Source organism: Aeromicrobium sp., assembly GCF_049587115.1.
In the GTDB taxonomy this organism is placed as follows: Bacteria; Actinomycetota; Actinomycetes; order Propionibacteriales; family Nocardioidaceae; genus Aeromicrobium.
The window spans coordinates 1-21,523 of the sequence record NZ_JBAVDI010000019.1; the positions used below are offsets into that span (position 1 = coordinate 1).

Genomic DNA, 21,523 nt, shown 5'->3' on the forward strand with positions numbered 1-21,523 from the left:
TCGATCGGCGAGATCTCCTCGAAGATCTCCTCCAGACCGGACTTCGTCGAGATGTCGGTACGGCCACCGGCGAGGGCTTCCTCGACACCGGCCTTCCAGGAGTCGTCGCCGATCAACCAAGCGAAGCTGTCGGTCTGCAGAGCGAGAAGCTCTGGGACCTCAAGGGGTTCTGCGATTTTTGCAAACGAGATGCGGCGGGGCTGAACAGTTGCGGAGGTGCGCGAGGCGGCCAAGAGGGGTCCTTCCAAGGGCTCGCAGGCGGGTGGCTCGGAGATCATGCTGCGCGCACGCCAATCGACCCCGGTCAAGGGGACTTGGGCAGACAGAACGAGCGCGAAAGTTCAGTGTAACCCGCAGGCCACAGCGAAGCAAGGGCGGGTCTTGACAAAGCCCGCTGCGTGGTGGAGTCTATTTGGTTTTCGTCGTGATGTCGCGGAACACGCAAGCTCACAGAGCCCGAATGTCGTTGACGAGCCACGTGCCGTCGGACTTGACCATCGACATCGTGATCCGGTTTCCGAACACGGTGGGCTGTTCGGAGCCGGAGACCAGACGCGCCTGGTCGACGAACACCAAGATGGTCGCCTTGCTCGCCGAGCAGCTCGAGCCACAGTCGACCGCGGCCGAACTTCGCGAGGCCGCTTCGACGACGATCTTGCGCTGGGGAGCAAGTTCGGTGAGCGCGGGCGCGATCTTGTCGAACTCCTTGGCGAAGGTGGGTGTCATGATCGCCTTCGAATCCTTCAGATGATCGGGGAGCTTGTCGTACCTGAAGGAGAAGATCGTCTCGGCCGCAGCGCTTGCTGCCGCGGATGCCTGCCGCTGGGACGACGCGACGTCTCCCCCGCCGCGATGCTCCTGGATGCCTTTGTACAGGAGCAGGCCGCCCAGAACCAGCGCAGCGATCGCCACCAATGATCCCAGGACGAGCCAGCGACGCTCGCGAAGCGACGACGGCTTCGGCGATGACGTCTTGGGCGGTACGGAACGTGGATCACTGACAGCTGGAGTTTGAGTGGCGGCCTTCTTGCCAGCCACGTCGGTGCTGGGCCTGCCTGCCGGCGCGGTCTTGGTGCTGGGTTTGCCAGCCGGCGCGGTCTTCGCGCTGTGCTTGTCTGCCGGGATCGCCGTGACACCCGGCTTCTCCTTCGGCGTCTTCGGCGCGTCGGGCTTCCTGCCGAAGACCTTCTTGACGCTGGGCGCTTTCGGGGTCGGGTTCTTGTCGCCCGCGGACTTCTTGGCCGCTTGGCCCGGGGCACTCTCACCGGCAATGCGCCTACGCCTGACCGGACCGTCCGAGCTACTCACTTGGCACCTCCGTCAGTGGCGGTCGGAGTTGGCGTCGGGGTACCGGGAGTCGACGTCTCGGCAGTCACGGGGGCGACGCTCTCGAAGTTGGCGACGAGCCATTCGCCCTTGATCTTCTCGAAGGAGACCACCCAGCGGAAATGACGCTGTACAGCTGCCTTGTTGTCCGTGTTCGAGATCGACGCATCCACGGCGACCAGCACGTCCGAGGAATCCTTGTCGATGCTGTCGACAGCCGTCGCCAGCACCTTGGCGTCTCCGCTGGTCTGCTTCTTGTCCTTGATCGCTGTGAAGATCGCGTCCGTCACCTTCACAAATTGCGCCTTGTACTTGGGACTCAGCAGGTCGCCCAACCGCTTCTGGTAGTCCGCCAGGTCGGCCACGTCATAGGTGTTGTAGGCCACCGCGAAGTCCGACGCCCTGGCCAGCACCTGTTTGCGTTCATCGGTGGACCCGCTCGCCGAGCCGGTGAGCAGAAGCGCTCCACCCACTGCGGCAAGGACAATCCCCAGCACACCAGCTGCTGCTGCCACCTTGAAGCTTCGCGCGCGTTTGGTCCATCCACTCATTGCGTTACTGGTCCGAGGACGAGCCACTTCCATGAATCCTTTCCGGTGAGCGACACGTCTTGCAGCGCAGTGCCACTTCCGGAGGCTGCCGACCGGTTGAAGTTGGTCTTGGTGGACTGGCGAGAGACGTCGTTGTCCTTGACCTTACAGTCAAGGGTGGTAACGAACTCCCGGTCGGTGATGTCCTCGGGGTCCCGTCGCGCGCGATATCCCGACGCCGGTCCACCGTCATCGGAGTACGTGCAGGCGGGGGGCGCCTGCTCGGGCGGCGGCGGCTCGGTCATGATTCCGAAGGTCGCGTCGAACTCGCCCTTGTCCGTGCTAGGCGCCGTGACCGTGAAGCCACCTTCGAGCAAGTAGGGGTAGAGCACGAAGATCGACTCCAGGCCGGTGATGTTCTTGGAGATCGGACGTTGCGCGGTGACCAGGTTGTTGACCAGGTTGCCCAGGTCGACCGAGTTCTCGTCGATGACGGTTCGCAGCGCTCGAGCACCCTGCGTTCCACCGTCGATCAGTCGCCGCACGTCGGGATCCGCATTGACCAACGAGTCCGAGAACAGAGCGAGATTCTTCGAGAAGGTCGCCAGGCTGTCCTGCTGGTCGATCTGCGTCTTCAAAACCGACTGCGAGTTGAGGATCAGGCCGCGAGTGACATCGATGTTGTCGCTGGCTGTGGAGATGAACTCGCTGGAGGTGTCCAAGATCGTCCCGAGGTCAGGTCCCGCGCCTTCGAACGCCTGGCCCAGCTCGTCGACGACGGTCCGCACGCTGTCGGTGTTGACCGAGGAGACCAAGTCGTTGAAATCGACGAGCAGGGTCGTCGTGTCGATGGGGATGCGCGTGTTCTGCAAGCTGATCGTGGATCCGCTGGCGAGATACGGCCCGGAGTTGGCGCGCGGCTGCAGGTCGACGAACTGTTCGCCGACGGCCGACTTGTTGGCCACGATCGCCAGCACGTCCGATGGGATCTTCGGTGCGTCGTTCTCGATGTCCAAGGTGGCCTCGACGCCGCTGTCCTTGAACTGCAGATTCCCGACCTTTCCTACCGGAATACCGCGGTAGGTGACCTGGGCGCCGGCGAAGATTCCGCCGGAGTCCTTGAACTGAGCCGACACCGGAAAGCTTCGATCGACGAACAGCCGGTCCACCTGGGCGTACCGTCCTCCGACGAACGCGCCGCCGATCACCGTGACGATGGCGAAGATGACGAGCTGGATCTTGGTCAGCCTGGAGATCATCGTGCCACCACCGGTTCCATCAGGATTCGGCCGACATCATTGGTCGGTTGATTCGCGGCCGCCACGCGGCAGGTCCCGAGCAAGCCGCAGATCCCGCCGCTCTTGGGCGTGCTCGAACTGGGAGCCGGTTCGCCCGTGGTGCCACCGCCACTCGATCCGCTGGTGCCCGGGAGGACGACCCCGCCTGGCAGGGCCGGCGATGCGGGCACGAGGCCCTCGACCAGCTGAACGAGATCGGTGAGCGGAATGACCGGCGCGCTGCCGGGCTCGCCGTCGGAGAGCAGACCGGTGAGGTCGAATCCACCGAAGAGATTCTCCAGCTGCCCCGCACCGATGTCCATCTTGCCCGACAGGTTCGAGTAGTCGCCGAAGCATGCTCCGGTGTTCTTCTCTCGATCGGTGTTGGCGCAACGTCCCGACGCCTTGGCGACCGTGCCACCCACGACACCGTCGGTGAACGGATAGGTCAGGAGTGCCTTGAAGTCGTAGGCAAGATCGTCGCCGGCCTTGGCCAGCTGGGTCAACACAGGCTGGAGCGCCTGGAAGTCGGCTACTGTGTCGGCCTTGGAGCGTCGCACGACGTCCGTCGCTACGTCGCCCAGCCGGTCCAGGGACTGGAGCAGCTTGACCAGGTCGCCGCGCTGCTGGTCCAGCACGCGGAACGCAGAGGGCAGCTCGTCCAGGGCATTGGTGATCGACGACTTCTGCTTGTTGGTCGTGACGGCGAGCCGGTCGATCTTCTCCAGCGAGGTGAGCAGAGCTGCTTTGTTGTCGTCCAGCTGAGCCAGGAAATCGGTGCTCGTGGAGATGAAGCTCTTGACCTCGCCCTCGTTGCCGTCGAGGGCTTTGTTGAGCTCGCGCATGATCGTGTTGGTCTTTTCCAGGCCGCCGCCGTTGAAGAGCAACGATGTCGCGCCGAGCACCTCTTCGACCTCGGGGTTGCGACCGGAGCGGTCGAGCGGGATCTTGTCCCCTTCGCTGAGCGACCCCGCAGCGCCCTCGGTCGGGGGTGCCAACGACACGAATTTCTCGCCCAGGAGGCTGGTCTGCCGGATCGTCGCCATGGCATTGTCCGGAAGCTTGGTGTCGCCGTTGATCTTGACCGTCACGATGGCGGTCCAGCCGTTCAGTTGGATGTCAGTGACCTTGCCGACCGCGATCTCGTTGACCCGGACCGCACTTTGCGGCACGAGGTCCAGGACGTCGCGGAACTCGACCTTGACGGAGTAGGGGTCGCTGCCCAGATCCGCGCCACCGGGCAATGGAATGTCGTACGGCGTGAAGCCGCAGCCGCTCACCGCGAGTGCAGTGACCGCGCCCAGTGCGGCGGTTCGGACGATGTGGTTGCGCATCACTTCACCGCCAGCATCTCGCTCAGCGAGGCGTGAACCTGCTCGAGCCGTGGGGGACGTTCAGACGAGGCGGCAGCGCGAGGAAGTGCCGGCGGGGGCGGGAACTGCGCAGCCAGCCCCTTCAAGGTGTTGCACGTGTCTCCCTGAGCCGAGGACTCCCCCAGCAGTGCGCAGAGGAACGTCGAGGGATCCTTGAGACCGCCGACCAGCTCACCGATGTTCGCTCGGGTGTTGAGGGTGCCGAACTTGGCGTAATAGGCCATCGAGACGTTGCTCAATGCCGTCGGAGCATTGATCGAGGCTTCCGCCAGCTCGCTCTGACGGTTGGCGAACACCTTGGTGACCGACTGCAGGTTCTTGACGTTGGTGCGCAACACGCCGCGATTCTCCTTCACGAGGCTGTTGACATCCACGAGGGCCAGGCTGAGCGCCTTCAGGGTCTTCTCGAGGTCGATTCGCTCTCCTGCGAGCACGGTCGAGACCTGTGCGGTGCTCGTGTTGAATGCCCGGACGGACGAGTCGTTGGTCTTGAGCAGCTGGACAAACTCCCCGACCTCCCTCAGGCTGCCGAACAGCTCGTCCTTGTTGTTGGACAGGGTCGTGCTGAGCTTGGCGAAGTTCGAGATCGTCTCGTTCAGCTGTGCTCCCTGACCGTCGAACTGACGCGCAGTGTTGTCGATCAGGTTGCTGAGGGAGCCCTCCTTGTTGGCGCCCTTGGGTCCCAACGCAACCGAGAGGTCGTCCAACGACTGATAGATCTGGTCGAGCTCGACCGGAACGGCCGTGCGATCGACGGGGATGAAGCCGCCGTCCTTGAGGGTCGGGCCGCCGCTGTAGGCCGGCGCGAGCTGGATGAAACGGTCGCCCACGATCGACGGAGAGACGACGACGGCCTTGACGTCGGCCGGCAGCTTGTACTTCGGGTCGTAGGAAAGCTTGACCCGGACCACGTTGCCGCGGGGCGTGAGGCTCTCGATCTTGCCGATCGGCACGCCCAGAACCTTGACATCAGAATTCTGGTAGACGGAATTGACCTGGTCGAACTCGACCGTGACATACCGCTTGTCGTTGCCGCCACCGAACACCAACAGAGATGCCGCGAGCAGCATCAAGATGACGAACGCGACAGCGGGCTTCGAGAAGGCAGTCAATCGTTGCAGGATTCCGGCGGAGCTCACGGCGCCACCCCCAGTGCGTCCTTCAACTGCTGAGCAACGCCGAGGTTGGGCGGCACTCCCGCGAGGTAGGTGTCGAACCAGGGTCCGGTTCCCAGGGCGTTGGCGAACACGCGCGTGAAGCCGGGATAGATCCGCAGCGACTCGTCGATGCTTGCCTCGTTTCTGCGCAGCATGGCCGTTACCTTTTCGAGCTGTTTGAGTGCGGGGTTGAGATCTGCACGCGTGCCCTTGACCAGCGCCCGCAGCTCGGCAGAGATGCTCTGCGTGGAGACCAGCAGACGGTGGATGGAGTCGCGCCGCTCGCTGATCGCCTGGAAGAGCACGTCAGAATCCTTGAAGAGGGTGACCAGCTCGTCATTGCGTGAGTTCAGGACGCCCGAGACCTTCTTCAGGTTGACCAGCAGGGAATTGATCTCCCCGTCACGGGCGGCAAGGTTGCTCGACAGTGCCGACAGCCCCTTGATGGCGCCCCGGAATTCTTCGGGGGTCTCGGCGGCGATGTCGTTGAGCGAATCCAGCGCAGACGCCAACGCCGGGACGTCGATCTGATCCGTGTTCTCGCTGAGGTCGGAGAAGGCCTGGACGACGTCGTAGGGAGGAGTGGTGCGTGACACGGGGATGATGGCGCCCTTGGGCAGATCGCCGGGTCCCTTGGGCTGCAGAGCGAGGAACTCAGCGCCCAGCAAGGTACGGATGCGGATCCCGGCCTCGGTGTCGTTGCCGAGCTTGGTCCCCTTGTCCATCTTGAAGGTCACCCGGGCTTTGTCGCCCTTGAGCTCGACGCCCTTGACGTTGCCGACAGAGACGCCCGCGACGCGCACTTCGTTGCCCGCCTTCAGGGCACCGATCTCGGCGAAGTCGGCGTAATAGGTGTCGCCGCTACCGATGATGGGCAGGTCGTCGGCACGGAATGCGGCGAGGAGGAGCAGGGCGATCACCGAGAGTCCGATGACACCGATCACGACGGGATTGCGCTCACGGAACGGTTTCATGGTTCACACCTCGCTCCGCCGACGTCGGCTCCGCCGTCTCCACCGATCTTGAGAATCGTCTTGGGTGCCACGACGACCGAATTGAGCTTGATCTCTGGGATGACGATGTTGCCCTTCAGCTCGCAGAGGAAGAAGTTGAACTCTGACCCAGCGGAGGCGGCATTGCCCAGCTTGGTCATCTTGAACGGGAGGATCTGCAGAGCGTCCGAAACGAGACGCAGATTCTTGGGCTTGCTCAACTTCTTGGTCAGCAGGTTGAGCTGACGAATGTCCTCGGTCAGCGCCGGGCGCCCCTGGACGAGGAGGTCAGCCGTTTCTTCCGAGAGGCCCGAGATCGAGTCGACCGAGTCCAGGATCGCGTTGCGGTCCTTCTTCAGGCCGCTCACGAACTGCTGGAGCGTGTCGATCGTCTGGGTGAGCTCGACATCGCGGTTGCCCACGGTCTCGAGCACCTCGTTGAGATTGATGATGACGTCGCCGATGAGCTGGTCGCGGCCAGCCAGGGTGTTGGTCAGCGACGAGGTGCGGGCCATCAGCGTCTTGACGTTTCCACTCTCGCCCTGCAGCGTCTGGACGATCTCGTACGCGAACTTGTTGGTGTCACCGGGTGAGAGCGCCTGAAACACCGGCTTGAAACCGCTGAGCAGGACGTTGAGGTCCAAAGCCTCCTGCGTGCGACTCTCCGGGATGACGCTGCCGGCCTTCAAGGTCTTCTTGGCACCGTCGGCGCCCTGGGTCAACGCCATGTAACGCTGGCCGACCAGGTTGCGGAACTTGATGGTCACATTGGTGTTTGCCGTCAACGGGGTGTCGGCGTCCACGTCGAAGGTGACCATGGCCTTGTCGCGGCGAACGATGTCGACCTTCTTGACCGAACCGACCACGACTCCGGCAATGCGGACGTCGTCGCCCTTCGCGACGCCGGTGACGTCCTCGAAGACTGCCTTGTAGCCGGTGCGGTTGCCGAACGATCCGTTGCTCAGGATCAACATCAACACGAGGGTGAACATGCCCGTGATGGCCAGGAAGAATCCCAGCTTGATCAGGGCGGAGATGGACTCCTTGTCGATCTGCTTCATCGGATTCTCACCTGCGTTCCGCGCAGCATCGGTCCGACCAGCAGCGATCCCAGGTCAGGCACATCAGTTGCCTTCATACCGAGGCTGGCGCCGAGCAGGACGTTCAGCTGGTCACGCTCGTGGGCGGAATTGACGCCATCGAGGCTGGGTGAGACCAGATCCACCAGTCCGGTGCTCGACGCGGCCGGGCGGTTGTAGTCCGAGTCCTTGCCGAACATGCCGTTGTGCGACTCCTTGATGCCGGACAGCTTGAAAATCTCAGGATCCGGCCCCGGGTACGGACCTGCCTTCGTGTCCTGTCCGTACTTCTGGATTCCCTTGTTGATGTCGTCCAGATCCAGGCAGGTCGGCGTGAGTGCCGGGTTCGTCTCGAAGGTCTTGCGCGAAGGGACCTGCGCATTCTCGGACTTGGCGTAGGCGTTGGGCTGATTCTCCTGGGGGATCAGCTCGATCGTGATGTGCAACATGTTCTCTCGATAGGTGCTGTCAACCTTGGGAATGATCTGTCGAAGGGCGCCCAGGAAGCACGGGAATGTCGATGAATATCTCGCAGAGACCTCAAGGATCGGGCGTCCCTCCTTGGCCAGGGTGACGAGATTCTCGCCGTTGGCCTCGGTGAACGTCGTCAGCGTCTTGGCCAGGTCCGCGCCCTCTTGGTAGAAGGCGGTGAGCTGGGAATTCTTCGACACGACGGTGTTACCGGTGACCACCGAGTTGCGCAACAGGCGCGCCAGGTCCGGGATGGCCGCCGAGTAGCCATCGGCGACTGTTCCGAAGTTCTTCAGGTCGTCGATCAGCACTGGGAGATCCGGATTGGTCTTCCGCAGGTATTCACTGGTCGTCACGAGAGTCTCACCGAGCTTCTCGCCTCGCCCTTCCAGAGCGGTCGCGAGCGCGCTGAGCGTGTAGTTGAGGTTGACCGGGTCGACAGCGGTCAGCAACGGGTAGAGGTCGTTGAGCAGCGTCTCGACCTCGATCGGCACGTTGGCCTTGGTGATGACGTCGCCGGCCTTGAGGCTCGCTCCACCCGTGATGTCGTTGCTCGGTGGAATCAGCGAGACGTACTTTTCACCGAACAGCGTCTTGGGGATCAGCTGGGCAGTCACGCCCTGCGGGACGTCGCCGATGTACTTGGGGTTCATCGCCAACGTCATCTTGACGCCGTCGCCGTTCGGCTCGACCTTGCGAACCTCGCCCACGATCATGCCCCGAAGCTTGACGTCGGCATTCTGCGGAAGGTTGAGGCCGGTGGTCGAGGTCGTCAGGGTCACCGGGACCGAGGAGACGAAGGCCTTGGTGAAGAAGGCATTGGTCAGCCAGACGAAGAAGACCAGCATCGCGATGAACGCGGCGCCGAGAATCTTCAGGGACAGTGACCGCTCGAGGACAGGTGTACGCGCCATGGGTCAGCCTGCCAATCTCACGGTGACGTTCGTGCCCCAGATCGCCATCGAGGCGAGCAGGTCGACGACGTTGATCGCGACGATGGATGTGCGCACAGCCAGGCCCACGGCCACGCCCACGCCGGCCGGTCCGCCACTGGCGTAGTAGCCGTAGTAGCAATGGATCATGATGACGACAATCGCGAAGATCAAGACTTTTGCGAACGACCACAAGACGTCACCCGGTGGTAAGAACGTCGTGAAGTAGTGGTCATAGGTGCCGGCGCTCTGCCCATTGATCTTGGTGATCGTCAATCTGGTTGCGAAATATGACGACAGCAGACCGACGATGTACAGCGGGACGACGGCGACAAGACCGGCGATAACCCGGGTGGTCACCAGGAACGGCAGCGACGGGATGGCCATGACCTCGAGCGCGTCGATCTCTTCGCTGATGCGCATCGCGCCGAGCTGGGCGGTGAAGCCGCAGCCAACGGTCGCAGCGAGGGCGATACCTGCCACGATCGGCGCAATCTCGCGGGTGTTGAAGTAGGCGGACACGAAGCCTGTGAGTGCGGCCGTGCCCAGCTGGTCGAGGGCCGCGTAGCCCTGGATGCCGACTTCGGTGCCGGTGAAGAAGCACATGGCCGTGATGACACCAACCGTGCCGCCGATGACAGCGAGCGATCCCGAGCCAAGGGCGACCTCGGCGAGCAGCCGGACGATCTCCTTGCCATAGGTCACGATCGTGCGCGGCACGGACCGGATGACACGGATGTAGAAGAGCATCTGACGACCGAGGTCGTCCAGGGCCCCGCCGGCGCGGCCCGGAAGGGCAGCGACGCTGGACAGAACTGTCTTGTCAGCCATCGTCACATTCCCTTCGGGGGTACGAGTTGGAGGTAGATCGCCGAGATGACGAAGTTGACGATGAAGAGCAGGGTGAACGTGATGACGACGGCCTCGTTGACCGCGTCACCGACTCCCTTGGGCCCGCCCTTGGCGTTCATGCCCTTGTAGGACGCGACGATCGCGGCGATGAAGCCGAAGATCAACGCCTTGATCATCCCCTGATACATGTCCGGTAATTGCGCGAGCGCAGTGAAGGACGCTAGATAGGCACCTGGGGTGCCGTCCTGCAGGACCACGTTGAACACGTAGCCGCCCGCCACCCCCACGACCGTCACCAGTCCGTTGAGGAACACCGCCACCAGCATCACCGCGAGAACGCGGGGGACGACGAGCCGCTGGATCGGGTCGATGCCGAGCACCATCATGGCGTCGAGCTCCTCGCGGATGCGGCGTGCACCGAAGTCCGCCGCTATCGCGGAGCCGGCGGCGCCGGCGATCAGCAGGGCGGTCGCGATCGGGCCGGCTTCGCGGACGACCGCGAGGACGGCCGCTGATCCGGTGAAGGACTGTGCACCGAACTGCTTGATCAGCCCGCCAACCTGCAGCGCGATGACCGCGCCGAAGGGGATCGAGACGAATGCGGTCGGCACGATCGTGACCTTGACGATGAACCAGGCCTGGAGCAGGAACTCCTTGAGCTGGAACGGTCGCCGGAACAGCGCGACCACGACGTCGAGCATGAAGGCGAAGAGGTTGCCGGAGACCCTCGCAGGCCCGACGACGACGGCTGCACTCACGTCGCCACCTCCCGGAGATGCTGAATCACACAGCACCGCCAGCGGCCAGAGGCATGTTCTCTCCGAACGAGCCAGGGGGAGCAGTGACGCCGTTGTCGCGGCACCAGCCACCAGCCTCGCGCTGGGCGCGACGCGGTCGGCCGTCGGACGGCTCGAGCTGCAGCGGAACGGGCGGCAGCGGCGGCATCTCGATGCCCTTCTCGCTGGCCAGCTCGTCGGCGTCCTTCTCCTCGGACATTCCGATCGGGCCGACCGTCTGCGCGTTGAGGAACTGCGCCACGACCGGTTCGTCAGAGGTCAGCAGCATCTCGCGCGGACCGAACATCGCCAGGTGGCGGTGGTAGAGCAGGCCGATGTTGTCGGGGACGGTGCGGGCCGTGTTGACGTCGTGGGTCACGATCAGGAACGTCGCTTCGATCTGCGCGTTCAGGTCGATGAACAGCTGGTTGATGTACGAGGTGCGGACCGGGTCAAGACCGGAGTCCGGCTCGTCGATCAGCAGGATCTCTGGGTCCAGCACCAGCGCGCGAGCGAGTCCGGCGCGCTTGCGCATACCGCCGGAGATCTCACCGGGAAGCTTGTTCTCTGCACCCACGAGGCCGGTCAGCTCCATCTTGTCCATCACGATGGTGCGGATCTCGGACTCTTTTTTGTTGGTGTGCTCGCGCAACGGGAACGCCACGTTGTCGAACAGGTCCATCGAGCCGAACATGGCGCCGTCCTGGAACAGGACACCGAACAGCTTGCGGATCTCGTAGAGCTCTTTTTCCTTGCAGTTCGCGATGTCCGTGCCCTCGATCCACACATGCCCTTCATTGGGCTTGAGCAGACCGATCAGGGTCTTCAGGAACACCGACTTGCCGGTGCCCGACGGTCCGAGCATCACGGAGATCTCGCCAGCTGGCAACGTCAGTGAGACGTCCTTCCAGATCAACGAACTACCGAACTTCTTGGTCAGGCCTTCGACGACGACTTCAACGCCCACGGACGGCCCCTCCTTGCTCTCCGTGGTCTGCCGGCGACTTCCGACAGAACTCCCTCATCCTAGGTCGGTGTGACTGTGGACACAGATACTAACGATAATCGGCAACACAGGTTACGGACTCGCGATGTCTTGTGACTCACAGGTAACAACCGGGGATCCGGTGCAACTTACCCCAGGTAACTCTGAGTGACAAACGCGATGCGTGCCACCTGGACATGCCACAGGCGCCCCTCCCGCAAGGAAGAGGCGCCTGTGGTCGGATTCAGCGACGTGTCACTTGACAGTGACGCTGGCGCCAGCGGCCTCGAGGGCATCCTTCGCCTTGTCGGCAGCTTCCTTGTTGGCCTTCTCCAGGACAGGCTTCGGGGCGCCCTCTACGAGGTCCTTGGCCTCCTTGAGTCCGAGACCGGTGATGGTCCGAACTTCCTTGATGACCTGGATCTTCTTCTCGCCGGCACCTTCGAGGATGACGTCGAACTCGTCCTGCTCCGCGGAGTCGTCACCGGCGGCAGCGCCACCGGCGGCGGGAGCCGCAGCCACTGCAACCGGAGCGGCCGCGGTGACGTCGAACGTGTCCTCGAACTCCTTCACGAACTCGGAGAGCTCGATGAGGGTCATTTCCTTGAATGCATCCAGCAGATCGCCAGTGCTGAGCTTCGCCATGGTGGCGTCCTTCCGTTATGAGACCCCGAGGGGGTCCCGATGTGAATCGGGCTTTCAGCCCTCGGTCGTCTCGGCGTCGGCAGACGCTTCGACAGGGGCGGCGTCGGCGGTTGCCTCGGCCGGAGTTGCTGCTTGCGTCGACTCGGCCGCGGGGGCCTCCTCGACTGGGGCGGCGGGCGCGAGGCCCGCTGCCAGGACCGACGGGTCGCTCTCGGCCTTCGCCTGCAGTGCACCGAGAACTCGGGCAGCCTGCGACAGCGGGGCGTTGAACAGCGACGCGGCGTTCGTGAGGCTGGCCTTCATGCCACCTGCGAGCTTGGCGAGGAGGACCTCGCGCGACTCGAGGTCGGCCAGCTTGTTGATCTCGTCAGCAGTGAGGATCTTCCCGTCGAGGAAGCCTCCCTTGATCACGAGCGGCGTGTTGGCCTTCGCAAAGTCACGCAGACCCTTGGCCGCGTCCACCGCATCGCCCTTGATGAAGGCGATGGCGGTCGGACCGGTGAGGAGATCGGTGTCGAGCTCCACTCCCGCGTCCTTGGCAGCGATCTTGGTCAGCGTGTTCTTGGCGACGGCATAGCTCACGTTCACACCGAGAGTTCGCCGCAGTTCCTGCAGCTGCTTCACGGTGAGACCGCGGTACTCGGTGAGAACAGCACCGTTGGACTCGCGGAAGTGATCTGCGAGCGCGGCAACGGCGGCTGTCTTGTCCGGGTTTGCCATGGGTCTCCTTCCAGCACATGGGTCGTACGAAGACTGCGACCCCATGTGCGTACACGGGCCCGACACGAAAAAAAACGTCCCGGCGCGAGGCGCGGGACGTCTGATGGAACAACATCTGCAACCTGCGCGGGCCGCCCTTCCGGGCGCTTGAGGCGACTCTGCGAGTCACCGACCAGCGGTCTTCGGCACCTCAAGCGTAAGGCACGGTTCGACCCCGACCAAATCGCCTCCGCCACAGTCGTCAGCCGGCCAGCACCCCGCCCATGAAAGTGCTCGGGTCACGGTCCGACAGCTCGCCGGACGAGGGCACCCGGATGTCGACGTCGTCGCCCCACCGGGAGAAGTTCACCGTGACGATCGAGCCCATCACGTCCGCGACGATGCGGCGCGGCAGATCATCGGGGCCGACGAACATCGTGAAGGTCAACCTCTCCGGGATCGACGCCGCGGCACGGCCAGGCAGGTCGGCAAACAGGGCGATCTTGGCGGTGTCGACGACGATCTCGTAGGGCTGCGCATCGACCCCGTCGATCCGTTCCGTGTTGCCCGTCTTCCCGAATGACGTCATGGCCTCGTTCAGCTGCTCGAGCTGCGTGGCCGGATCCAGCTGGCCCAGCATCGGGCCGAACTGCTGGCCGAGCGGGCTCGACTCGTCGGTGAGGTCGATCTTCACGAACTTGCCCTGCGTCATCGGGCCCGCGTCGAGGTAGAAGATCCGGTTGACGAGCCGCATCTCAAAGCCCTCGACGGCTGAGCCCATGTCGATCTTCAGGCTCATCGCCGTGTCTTCGGCACCCGAACCGATCTTGAGGTCACCGTCAGCCTTGAGACGCTGGCCACCGATGCCCAACGCCATCACCACGTGACTCGTACCGGCCTTGCGCTGCGCCTGGGTCACGACCGACATGAAGCTCGCCTGCGTCAGATCGGCTGAGGCCTTCGAGATGCGTGGGGTGGGACCAGGTGACGCGCTCGTCTCCCGGTCCTTGTCGCCGCAGGCGGACAGCGACACTGCCGCCATCAGGACGACGACAACCAGCAGAGCAGGCTTCCGCATGATCGTCATGGGTCGAGCATAGAAGGCGAACACTCACCCGCAAGCGCCGGACAAGAGCCTCGGATAGACAACGGACCCGACCGGCAGGTGGCTGCCGATCGGGTCCGTGAATGCTCAGGCGCGTCAGGCCTCGTCGACCGAGTACGCCTTGGTGCGGCTGGGGTCGACCGGGACGCCGGGCCCGTTGGTCGTGGAGACCGTGATCTTCTTGACGTAGCGACCCTTCGAGCTCGACGGCTTGAGCCGCAGGACCTCGTCGAGCGCTGCACCATAGTTCTCGGCGAGCTGCTCAGCGGTGAACGATGCCTTGCCGATCACGAAGTGCAGGTTGGCGTGGCGATCGACACGGAACTCGATCTTGCCGCCCTGGATGTCCGAGACGGCCTTGGCCACGTCGGTCGTGACGGTGCCGGTCTTCGGGTTGGGCATCAGGTTGCGCGGTCCGAGGACCCGGCCGAGACGACCGACCTTGCCCATCATGTCCGGCGTCGCGACGACGGCGTCGAAGTCGAGCCAGCCCTCGTTGACCTTGTCGACCAGCTCGTCGGCTCCGACGAAGTCGGCTCCGGCTTCCCGCGCGGCGTCGGCGTTGGCGCCGGTGGCGAAGACCAGGACCCGTGAGGTCTTGCCGGTGCCGTGCGGAAGGTTGACGGTGCCTCGCACCATCTGATCGGCCTTGCGGGGATCGACGCCAAGACGCATCGAGACGTCGACGGTCGAGTCGTACTTCTTGCTCCCCGACTCCTTGGCCAGTGTCGTGGCCTGGAGGGGCGTGTAGAGGTTGTCCTTGTCGATCTTCTCGGCGACCTCGCGGTACGCCTTGCTGTGCTGTGCCATCTCTGGTCTTCTTTCTTTGGTGTGAACCAGTCGTGGTCGATACGGGCCCAGCCGGCCCTGCCACTAGTGGTGCTGGATGAAGTGGTGCTAGTCGGTCGTGACGCCCATCGAGCGCGCAGTGCCCTCGACGATCTTCATGGCCGCGTCGAGATCCGTCGCGTTGAGGTCGGGCAGCTTGGTCGTCGCGATCTCGCGGATCTGGTCCTTGGAGATCTTGCCGACCTTCTCCTTGTGCGGGATCGGCGAGCCCTTCTTCAGACCGGCGGCCTTCTTGATCAGCTCAGCCGCCGGAGGCGTCTTCGTGACGAAGCTGAAGGTGCGGTCTTCGTAGATGGTGATCTCGACCGGGACGACGTTTCCACGCATGGCTTCTGTGGCCGCGTTGTAGGCCTTGCAGAATTCCATGATGTTGACGCCGTGGGGGCCGAGCGCGGTGCCGACGGGCGGCGCCGGGTTGGCCATACCGGCCTGCAGCTGCACCTTGACGATGGCTGCGACTTTCTTCTTGGGAGGCATTTCTCGGGTCCTTGACTGAATGGTTGGTGCTTGAAGTGAACCGGTTGGCTCAGACCTTCTGGATCTGGGTGAAGCTGAGCTCGACCGGAGTTTCGCGGCCGAAGATCTCCACGAGGGCCTTGACCCTCTGTGCATCGATGTTGATCTCGGTGATGGTCGCGTGCAGCGTGGCGAACGGTCCATCGACGACCATGACGGAGTCGCCGACGATGAAGTCGGAGAACTCGACCTTGGAGGCCTTCGTCTGCTGCTGATCGGGGGTTTCGGCCGCGGTTGCGACCTCCGCCTCCACTGCCGGGGCGAGCATGCTCTCCACCTCGGCAAGACTGAGGGGCACGGGCTGGTGGGAATTACCCACGAAGCCCGTGACGGACGGCGTGTGGCGAACGACGCCCCACGACTCGTCGGTGAGGTCCATCCGGACCAGGACGTAGCCGGGCAGGACCGTGCGCTTGACGAGCTTGCGCTGACCGTTCTTGATCTCGGCGACCTCTTCGGTCGGCACGACGACCTCGAAGATGAAGTCTTCGGCGTTGAGCGAGGTGACCCGGTTCTCCAGGTTGGACTTGACCCGCTTCTCCATGCCGGAGTAGGTGTGCACGACGTACCAGTCGCCGAACTGGCTGTAGAGGCGATCCTTGAACTCCTGCAGCGCGTCCGCAACCGGCTCCTCCGCTTCGGGAGTCTCCTCGGCGTCGGGAGTCTCCTGGGCGTCGGGAGTCTCCTCGGCGGAGACCTCCTCATCGGGCTGGTCTGCCGGGGCGTCAGCCGCGACCGCGTTGTCGGCGTCCTCGCCAACGACGTCCTCGCCAACGGCGTCGTCCGCGGCGGCGGTCGCCGACTCGAGCTCGGAGACCTCGTCGGTCTCTGAGCTGGTCGAAGGGTCGATACCTTGAGTCACAGTGGTCCTTTGGTTGCTACGCGAAAATCCAGAAAGCGGCCTTGCCGAACCCATAATCGAGTCCAGCCACGATGGCCATCATGACGAGCACGAACACGAGAACGACCCAGAAGTAGTTGACCACCTGGGGGCGGGTCGGCCAGACCACCTTGCGAAGCTCGGCGATCACCTGTCGATAGAACGTGATCGGCGACGTGCGTTTGCCGGACGTGCCAGCCAGCTCGTGACGGTCGCTCACGGTACTCCTTCATTCGTCATGGTCGTGTTTCGCAGGGCAGGAGGGACTTGAACCCCCAACCTTCGGTTTTGGAGACCGATGCTCTACCAGTTGAGCTACTGCCCTCAGTCAATTCCGCTCCACGCTCAGCCCAGATCAGGGCATGACGATCTAGAGTGAAATATCACCGGTCGGTCAAGTGTACGGGGTGCGCCCCGGCTCCGTCGAACCGAGCCGGGGATGACAAAAACCTGAGCCATCCTCATGTTCAGGATCGAACCATGGCCGCTGCGCCCGGCAACTCGTGCTCCATCACGATCCGGCTCGAAGGGCCCGCGAAGAAGGGCGGCCACCGGCGATCTCACCACCGCGGCAGCCGACCTCTGATGGCAGATGGGACGATGGGACGATGGGACGGTGGGGACCGGGCCTGGAGAGATGAGATCACTGTCTGCGCTTCCCAAGGCCCACCTGCACCTGCACTTCACCGGCTCGATGCGGCACGGCACGCTTCTGGAGCTGGCCGATCGGGACGGCATCCGACTCCCGGCTTCGCTGGTAGAGGACTGGCCACCGCACCTCAGCACGGCGGACGAGAAGGGCTGGTTCCGGTTCCAGCGCCTGTATGACGTCGCACGCTCGGTCCTGCGCACCGAGGACGACGTGCGCCGGCTGGTGCTCGAGGCAGCCCAGGACGACGCCGCCGACGGATCGGTCTGGACCGAGATCCAGGTCGACCCGTCGGGCTATGCCGCGCGGTTCGGTGGCATCACGGCGTTCACCGACCTGGTCATCGACGCTGCGCGCAGCGCCGAGCAGCAGGCCGGCATCGGCATGGGGGTTGTCGTGGCCGCCAACCGCACGCGCCACCCGATGGATGCCCGCACCCTCGCTCGCCTGGCAGCGCAGTACGCCGGCCGGGGCGTGATCGGGTTCGGGCTCTCCAATGACGAGCGCCGCGGCGACACCGAGTCGTTCGGCCCGGCGTTCGCGATCGCCGAGCGCGCAGGCCTGACGCTGGTGCCGCACGGCGGCGAGCTGCGGGGGCCGGCGCACATCACCCAGTGCCTGGACCACCTGCACCCGCAGCGACTCGGGCATGGTGTGCGGGCCGCGGAGAGTGCAGCCGTGCTCGATCGGATCGCCACCAGCGGGGTCGCGCTCGAGGTGTGCCCCACCTCCAACGTGTCGCTCGGTGTCTACAGCACGCTGGAGGAAGTCCCCGTCCGTCAGCTCACTGACGCGGGCGTCGACGTCGCACTGAGCGCCGACGATCCCTTGCTGTTCGGATCGCGTCTGGCGGGGCAGTACGTCGTGTTGCGCGCCGCACAGGAGTTCACCGACGCCGAGCTGGCCGAGCTGGCACGGATGTCGGTGCGCAGGTCCTGCGCTCCATCGGACATCGTCGACACGACGCTCACCCGCATCGACGACTGGCTGGCCGCTGCACCGGGCCAGGGAGGAACCTCCTGATGGCGTCGCCACATCCGTACGGCCCAGCCTCGCCCTTCGCGCAACCACCGGCTCATCCACGGGCCACGACGGCATTGATCCTCGGTCTCGTCGGGGTGGCGGGGTTCTTCGTCCTCATCGTCCCGGTGGTCGTGTGCCCACTGGCTTGGTACTACGGCGCCGTCGCCGAGCGCGAGGCCGAGCGTGAGCCGCTGCGTTGGAGAGGTGGCGGAGCGGCGAAGGCGGGCCTGGTACTCGGGATCATCGGTACCGCGCTGCTCGGCGTCCTGCTCCTGCTGCTGCTCGTCGTCGCGTCGCTGGCGCTTCTGGCGTCGCGATTCGATGCGGGCTACGGACGCTGACGCAGGCGTGTGGAAGGCTGGCCGCATGAGCGACCAGGACGACCGCCCCGGGCCCACCCCACCTCCGGGAGACCAGCCGCCGCCAACCTGGGGCAGCGCCTATCCGCCGCCGGCGCCGGGACCCGCGCCGTACTACGTGCCCCCGGCCAAGCACCCGCAGGCCGTCACGGCCCTGATCCTCGGCATCCTCGGCCTTGTGGTGTGCGGCGTGATCGCACCTTTCGCCTGGGTCATCGGCAATCGAGCGGTCAACGAGATCGACGCCAACCCCGCCGCCTACTCCGGACGCTCAGAGGCCAGTGCCGGGAAGATCCTCGGGATCGTCGGGACGTCGATCCTGGCCCTGATGCTCCTCGTGGCCATTCCGCTGATCCTGATCGCGCTTGCCGTCGGCTGAGCTGCCGCACGGCTGGCGATGGTGTCACCATCGCGATGACTACTCGGCCCTTCTGAAACCTGGTGCGACCGTCACAACTCGCAGCCGACGAGGACCGGCTCGTTGACCAGCGTGATGCCGTAGGTCTCACGCACCCCCGCACGAATGCGCCTGGCCAGCGTCAACAGCTCGTCGGTCGTGGCATCGCCACGGTTGGTGACGGCTAGCGCGTGCTTGGTCGACAGCGACACCGATCCGGTGCCATAGCCCTTGCCGAATCCGGCGTGGTCGATCAGCCATGCAGCACTGGTCTTGATCGAGCCGTTCGGCTGCGAGAACCGCGGCGCCTCGGCCGGCAGCGCGTCGGCCTGCTCGACATCGAGCAACGGGTTGGTGAAGAACGAGCCGGCGCTCCACGTGTCGTGGTCGTCGGCGTCCAGGACCATGCCCTTGCCCCGCCTCAGCGCGAGGACCGCCTCGCGCACTTCGACCGCCGGAGCGCGCCGGCCGATCTCGACGCCCAGGGTGCGGGCCAGCTCGGCGTACGCGATCGGCGCGCCGAGATCGCCCAGCCGGAACTGGAAGGTGACTGACAGGACGAGCCACCGGTGGGGGTCGGCCTTGAAGCGGCTGTGCCGATAGCCGAACCCGCAGTCCACCGCGTGGATCGTGCGGATGACGCGCTCGAAGCGGTCGTAGGCACGCACGGTTGCAATCGTCTGAGCGACGTCCTGGCCGTAGGCCCCGACGTTCTGGATCGGGGTGGCTCCGGTGGAGCCGGGTATGCCTGACAATGCTTCGACGCCGACCCATCCTTCATCGACGGCCCGGGCCACGACGTCGTCCCACGGTTCGCCGGCCGCGACCGTGACCATCGCACCGCTGCACGCGTCGGCGTCGACCGCGATGCCCCGAGTGAGAACCCGGATGACAGTCCCCGGGAAGCCCTCGTCAGCGACGACCAGATTGCTGCCACCGGCGACGATCAGGACCGGGTCGCCCGCTTCGTCGGCGATCCGCACGGCGTCGAGCAGCTGCTGCTCGGAGGTCGCGTCAACGACGGCGCGGGCCGGGCCGCCCAGCCGCAGGGTCGTCAGCTCCGCGAGGTCCATGGGCGCGACGCTAGCAGCGTCCTCGCAGCGAGAACGACGAAGGCTCCCTCCTGCCGAAGCAGGGGGAGCCGTCGAACAGAGCTGGGGTCAGCGAGTCTCGCGGTGCACCTGGTGAAGCTTGCAGCGCGGGCAGAACTTCTTCAGGTCGAGACGATCGGGGTCGTTGCGACGGTTCTTCTTCGTGATGTAGTTGCGTTCCTTGCACTCGGTGCAGGCCAAGGTGATCTTGGGACGAACGTCTGAGCTCTTGCTGGCCACGAGGGTGCCTCTTCTTGATCGATGATGCTGAAGGTCTTACGTGTGCAGTTGTGCGGTAGCGGGGGCGAGACTCGAACTCGCGACACCACGATTATGAGCCGTGTGCTCTAACCACCTGAGCTACCCCGCCACGGGTCCCGAGTCTCCCCGTTTCCCAGAGCCCCCTTACGGAATCGAACCGAAGACCTCTTCCTTACCATGGAAGCGCTCTACCGACTGAGCTAAGGGGGCAAGCCGACAGCCAAAGATACAGGGTGATCGGCCCCGGTGCGAAATCGGGGTGGATCAGCATCAGGTCGCAGCAGCGGCGAGCCGCGAGGGCCAGCTCGGGCCTTCGTAGATGAAGCCCGTGTAGCCCTGGACCACGTCGGCCCCCGCGGCCAGCCGGGAACGCACGTCATCGGGTGTCGTCACCCCGCCGACGGCGATGATGGCCAGCCGGTCGCCGACCCTGGCCCGCAGCCGGACGAGCACCTCGGTCGCTCGTTCGGCAAGCACCGGACCCGACAGACCGCCTGCGCCTGCTGCGTCGATGACGTCGCGATCAGTCAGCAGGGAGTCAGGCCGAGCGATCGTGGTGTTGGTGGCGCTGATGCCATCGAGGCCCAGCTCGAGCGCCAGGTCGGCGACCGCGTCGACGTCGGCATCGGCGAGGTCGGGGGCGATCTTGACCAGCAGCGGGACGCGGCGAACCAGCGCGTGATCAGCAACTTCCTTGACGGCGGCGAGCAGCGGCCTGAGCTCGTCGACCGCCTGCAGGTCTCGCAACCCCGGGGTGTTGGGTGAAGAGACGTTGACCACGAGATAGCTGGCGTAGGGGACCAGCAGCCGCGCGCTCTCGACATAGTCCTCGACGGCGTGCTCCGCATCGACGAGCTTGGTCTTGCCGATGTTGACGCCGATCACGGCATCCCGTCCGACCCTGGTCGCGCGCAGTCGGTGCAGCCGCGAAGCCACCTCGGCGGCGCCGTCGTTGTTGAAGCCCATCCGGTTGATGATCGCGCGGTCGGCCACCAGCCGGAACAGCCTCGGCCGCTGATTGCCTGGCTGCGCCCGAGCGGTGACCGTACCGATCTCCACGTGCCCGAAGCCCAACGCGAGCAGGCCGGGGACGGCGCGGGCGTTCTTGTCGAATCCCGCAGCGAGGCCGAAGGCGTTGGGGAACTCGATGCCCATGACGGAGCGTGGAGCGTGGGTCTGTGGGAAAACTCGGCGGGTCACGAATCGGCCGGTACGGATCGCGGCGAATCCCCGCTCATGCGCCTTCTCGGGATCCATCGAGCTGAAGACGGCGGTGAAGAAGGCGCGGTAGACCACCCG

Annotated in this window: 24 protein-coding genes, 3 tRNA genes and 1 pseudogene; 3 read left to right on the forward strand and 25 right to left on the reverse strand. The window is 64.7% G+C overall.

Annotated elements, in window-relative coordinates:
• The 20 genes from WB461_RS01650 to WB461_RS01745 form a co-directional block, all read right to left on the reverse strand.
• The coding region (locus WB461_RS01650) for a hypothetical protein (RefSeq protein WP_423850986.1) at positions 1 to 233 on the reverse strand (233 nt) is incomplete at its 3' end.
• Positions 234 to 447: 214 nt separating this feature from the next.
• Positions 448 to 1,308 carry a hypothetical protein gene (locus WB461_RS01655; protein ID WP_423850987.1) on the reverse strand — a complete coding sequence of 287 codons (861 nt, stop codon included), beginning with the start codon at positions 1,306 to 1,308 and terminating at the stop codon, positions 448 to 450.
• The gene (locus WB461_RS01660; RefSeq protein WP_423850988.1) at positions 1,305 to 1,841 is read right to left on the reverse strand and encodes a hypothetical protein; all 537 of its coding nucleotides are present in this window, start codon (positions 1,839 to 1,841) and stop codon (positions 1,305 to 1,307) included. Before WB461_RS01660 ends, WB461_RS01655 begins: the two co-directional genes overlap by 4 nt.
• A gap of 32 nt (positions 1,842 to 1,873) precedes the next feature.
• On the reverse strand, positions 1,874 to 3,115 hold the full coding sequence (locus WB461_RS01665) for an MCE family protein (protein ID WP_423850989.1): 1,242 nt from the start codon (positions 3,113 to 3,115) through the stop codon (positions 1,874 to 1,876).
• Positions 3,112 to 4,467, reverse strand: coding sequence for an MCE family protein (locus tag WB461_RS01670; protein ID WP_423850990.1), 1,356 nt, complete (start codon positions 4,465 to 4,467; stop codon positions 3,112 to 3,114). The genes WB461_RS01665 and WB461_RS01670 overlap by 4 nt, the downstream gene beginning before the upstream one ends.
• Positions 4,467 to 5,645, reverse strand: coding sequence for an MCE family protein (locus WB461_RS01675; protein ID WP_423850991.1), 1,179 nt, complete (start codon positions 5,643 to 5,645; stop codon positions 4,467 to 4,469). Before WB461_RS01675 ends, WB461_RS01670 begins: the two co-directional genes overlap by 1 nt.
• Positions 5,642 to 6,637, reverse strand: a complete 996-nt coding sequence (locus WB461_RS01680) for an MCE family protein (RefSeq protein WP_423850992.1) — start codon at positions 6,635 to 6,637, stop codon at positions 5,642 to 5,644. Before WB461_RS01680 ends, WB461_RS01675 begins: the two co-directional genes overlap by 4 nt.
• On the reverse strand, positions 6,634 to 7,716 hold the full coding sequence (locus tag WB461_RS01685) for an MCE family protein (protein WP_423850993.1): 1,083 nt from the start codon (positions 7,714 to 7,716) through the stop codon (positions 6,634 to 6,636). Before WB461_RS01685 ends, WB461_RS01680 begins: the two co-directional genes overlap by 4 nt.
• Positions 7,713 to 9,119: an MCE family protein gene (locus WB461_RS01690; protein ID WP_423850994.1), complete on the reverse strand. Its 1,407-nt coding sequence runs from the start codon at positions 9,117 to 9,119 to the stop codon at positions 7,713 to 7,715. Before WB461_RS01690 ends, WB461_RS01685 begins: the two co-directional genes overlap by 4 nt.
• Positions 9,120 to 9,122: 3 nt before the next feature.
• Complete coding sequence (locus WB461_RS01695) at positions 9,123 to 9,968, reverse strand: MlaE family ABC transporter permease (protein ID WP_423850995.1); 846 nt, start codon at positions 9,966 to 9,968, stop codon at positions 9,123 to 9,125.
• Positions 9,969 to 9,970: 2 nt separating this feature from the next.
• Positions 9,971 to 10,690 (reverse strand): MlaE family ABC transporter permease, encoded by a 720-nt coding sequence (locus tag WB461_RS01700; RefSeq protein WP_423851046.1) that lies wholly within the window; start codon positions 10,688 to 10,690, stop codon positions 9,971 to 9,973.
• Between the two features lie 82 nt (positions 10,691 to 10,772).
• Positions 10,773 to 11,732, reverse strand: a complete 960-nt coding sequence (locus tag WB461_RS01705; protein ID WP_423850996.1) for an ABC transporter ATP-binding protein — start codon at positions 11,730 to 11,732, stop codon at positions 10,773 to 10,775.
• Positions 11,733 to 12,005: 273 nt separating this feature from the next.
• Complete coding sequence (rplL, locus tag WB461_RS01710) at positions 12,006 to 12,395, reverse strand: 50S ribosomal protein L7/L12 (protein WP_423850997.1); 390 nt, start codon at positions 12,393 to 12,395, stop codon at positions 12,006 to 12,008.
• A gap of 54 nt (positions 12,396 to 12,449) precedes the next feature.
• A complete protein-coding gene (gene rplJ / locus WB461_RS01715) occupies positions 12,450 to 13,115 on the reverse strand; it encodes a 50S ribosomal protein L10 (RefSeq protein WP_423850998.1) in 666 nt (221 codons plus the stop codon).
• A gap of 241 nt (positions 13,116 to 13,356) precedes the next feature.
• The gene (locus tag WB461_RS01720) at positions 13,357 to 14,181 is read right to left on the reverse strand and encodes a hypothetical protein (RefSeq protein WP_423850999.1); all 825 of its coding nucleotides are present in this window, start codon (positions 14,179 to 14,181) and stop codon (positions 13,357 to 13,359) included.
• Positions 14,182 to 14,295: 114 nt separating this feature from the next.
• The gene (rplA, locus tag WB461_RS01725; RefSeq protein ID WP_423851000.1) at positions 14,296 to 15,009 is read right to left on the reverse strand and encodes a 50S ribosomal protein L1; all 714 of its coding nucleotides are present in this window, start codon (positions 15,007 to 15,009) and stop codon (positions 14,296 to 14,298) included.
• Between the two features lie 87 nt (positions 15,010 to 15,096).
• Positions 15,097 to 15,525: a 50S ribosomal protein L11 gene (gene rplK, locus WB461_RS01730; protein ID WP_423851001.1), complete on the reverse strand. Its 429-nt coding sequence runs from the start codon at positions 15,523 to 15,525 to the stop codon at positions 15,097 to 15,099.
• Between the two features lie 49 nt (positions 15,526 to 15,574).
• Positions 15,575 to 16,426, reverse strand: a complete 852-nt coding sequence (gene nusG / locus WB461_RS01735; RefSeq protein WP_423851002.1) for a transcription termination/antitermination protein NusG — start codon at positions 16,424 to 16,426, stop codon at positions 15,575 to 15,577.
• A gap of 16 nt (positions 16,427 to 16,442) precedes the next feature.
• Positions 16,443 to 16,664 (reverse strand): preprotein translocase subunit SecE, encoded by a 222-nt coding sequence (gene secE, locus WB461_RS01740; RefSeq protein WP_118394296.1) that lies wholly within the window; start codon positions 16,662 to 16,664, stop codon positions 16,443 to 16,445.
• Between the two features lie 32 nt (positions 16,665 to 16,696).
• Positions 16,697 to 16,769 (reverse strand) — tRNA-Trp (locus WB461_RS01745).
• 312 nt (positions 16,770 to 17,081) lie between these two features.
• On the opposite strand from WB461_RS01745, the gene WB461_RS01750 reads away from it, so the two are divergent.
• The 3 genes from WB461_RS01750 to WB461_RS01760 are packed head-to-tail and all read left to right on the forward strand — an operon-like array spanning position 17,082 to position 18,854.
• Positions 17,082 to 18,116, forward strand: a complete 1,035-nt coding sequence (locus tag WB461_RS01750; protein WP_423851003.1) for an adenosine deaminase — start codon at positions 17,082 to 17,084, stop codon at positions 18,114 to 18,116.
• Positions 18,116 to 18,457, forward strand: coding sequence for a DUF4190 domain-containing protein (locus tag WB461_RS01755; RefSeq protein WP_423851004.1), 342 nt, complete (start codon positions 18,116 to 18,118; stop codon positions 18,455 to 18,457). Before WB461_RS01750 ends, WB461_RS01755 begins: the two co-directional genes overlap by 1 nt.
• A 25-nt stretch (positions 18,458 to 18,482) precedes the next feature.
• A complete protein-coding gene (locus WB461_RS01760; RefSeq protein WP_423851005.1) occupies positions 18,483 to 18,854 on the forward strand; it encodes a DUF4190 domain-containing protein in 372 nt (123 codons plus the stop codon).
• A 71-nt stretch (positions 18,855 to 18,925) separates the two neighbouring features.
• Here the strand turns inward: WB461_RS01760 and WB461_RS01765 are convergent.
• The 5 genes and pseudogenes from WB461_RS01765 to WB461_RS01785 all read right to left on the reverse strand — a co-directional run.
• Positions 18,926 to 20,029: pseudogene (locus tag WB461_RS01765) on the reverse strand (UDP-N-acetylmuramate dehydrogenase); the annotation flags it as partial.
• 3 nt (positions 20,030 to 20,032) lie between these two features.
• Complete coding sequence (rpmG, locus tag WB461_RS01770) at positions 20,033 to 20,203, reverse strand: 50S ribosomal protein L33 (RefSeq protein WP_423851006.1); 171 nt, start codon at positions 20,201 to 20,203, stop codon at positions 20,033 to 20,035.
• A 56-nt stretch (positions 20,204 to 20,259) separates the two neighbouring features.
• Positions 20,260 to 20,333, reverse strand: a tRNA-Met gene (locus tag WB461_RS01775).
• Between the two features lie 28 nt (positions 20,334 to 20,361).
• Positions 20,362 to 20,434, reverse strand: a tRNA-Thr gene (locus WB461_RS01780).
• A 60-nt stretch (positions 20,435 to 20,494) separates the two neighbouring features.
• Positions 20,495 to 21,520: a quinone-dependent dihydroorotate dehydrogenase gene (locus tag WB461_RS01785; RefSeq protein ID WP_423851007.1), complete on the reverse strand. Its 1,026-nt coding sequence runs from the start codon at positions 21,518 to 21,520 to the stop codon at positions 20,495 to 20,497.
• Positions 21,521 to 21,523: the final 3 nt, after the last annotated feature.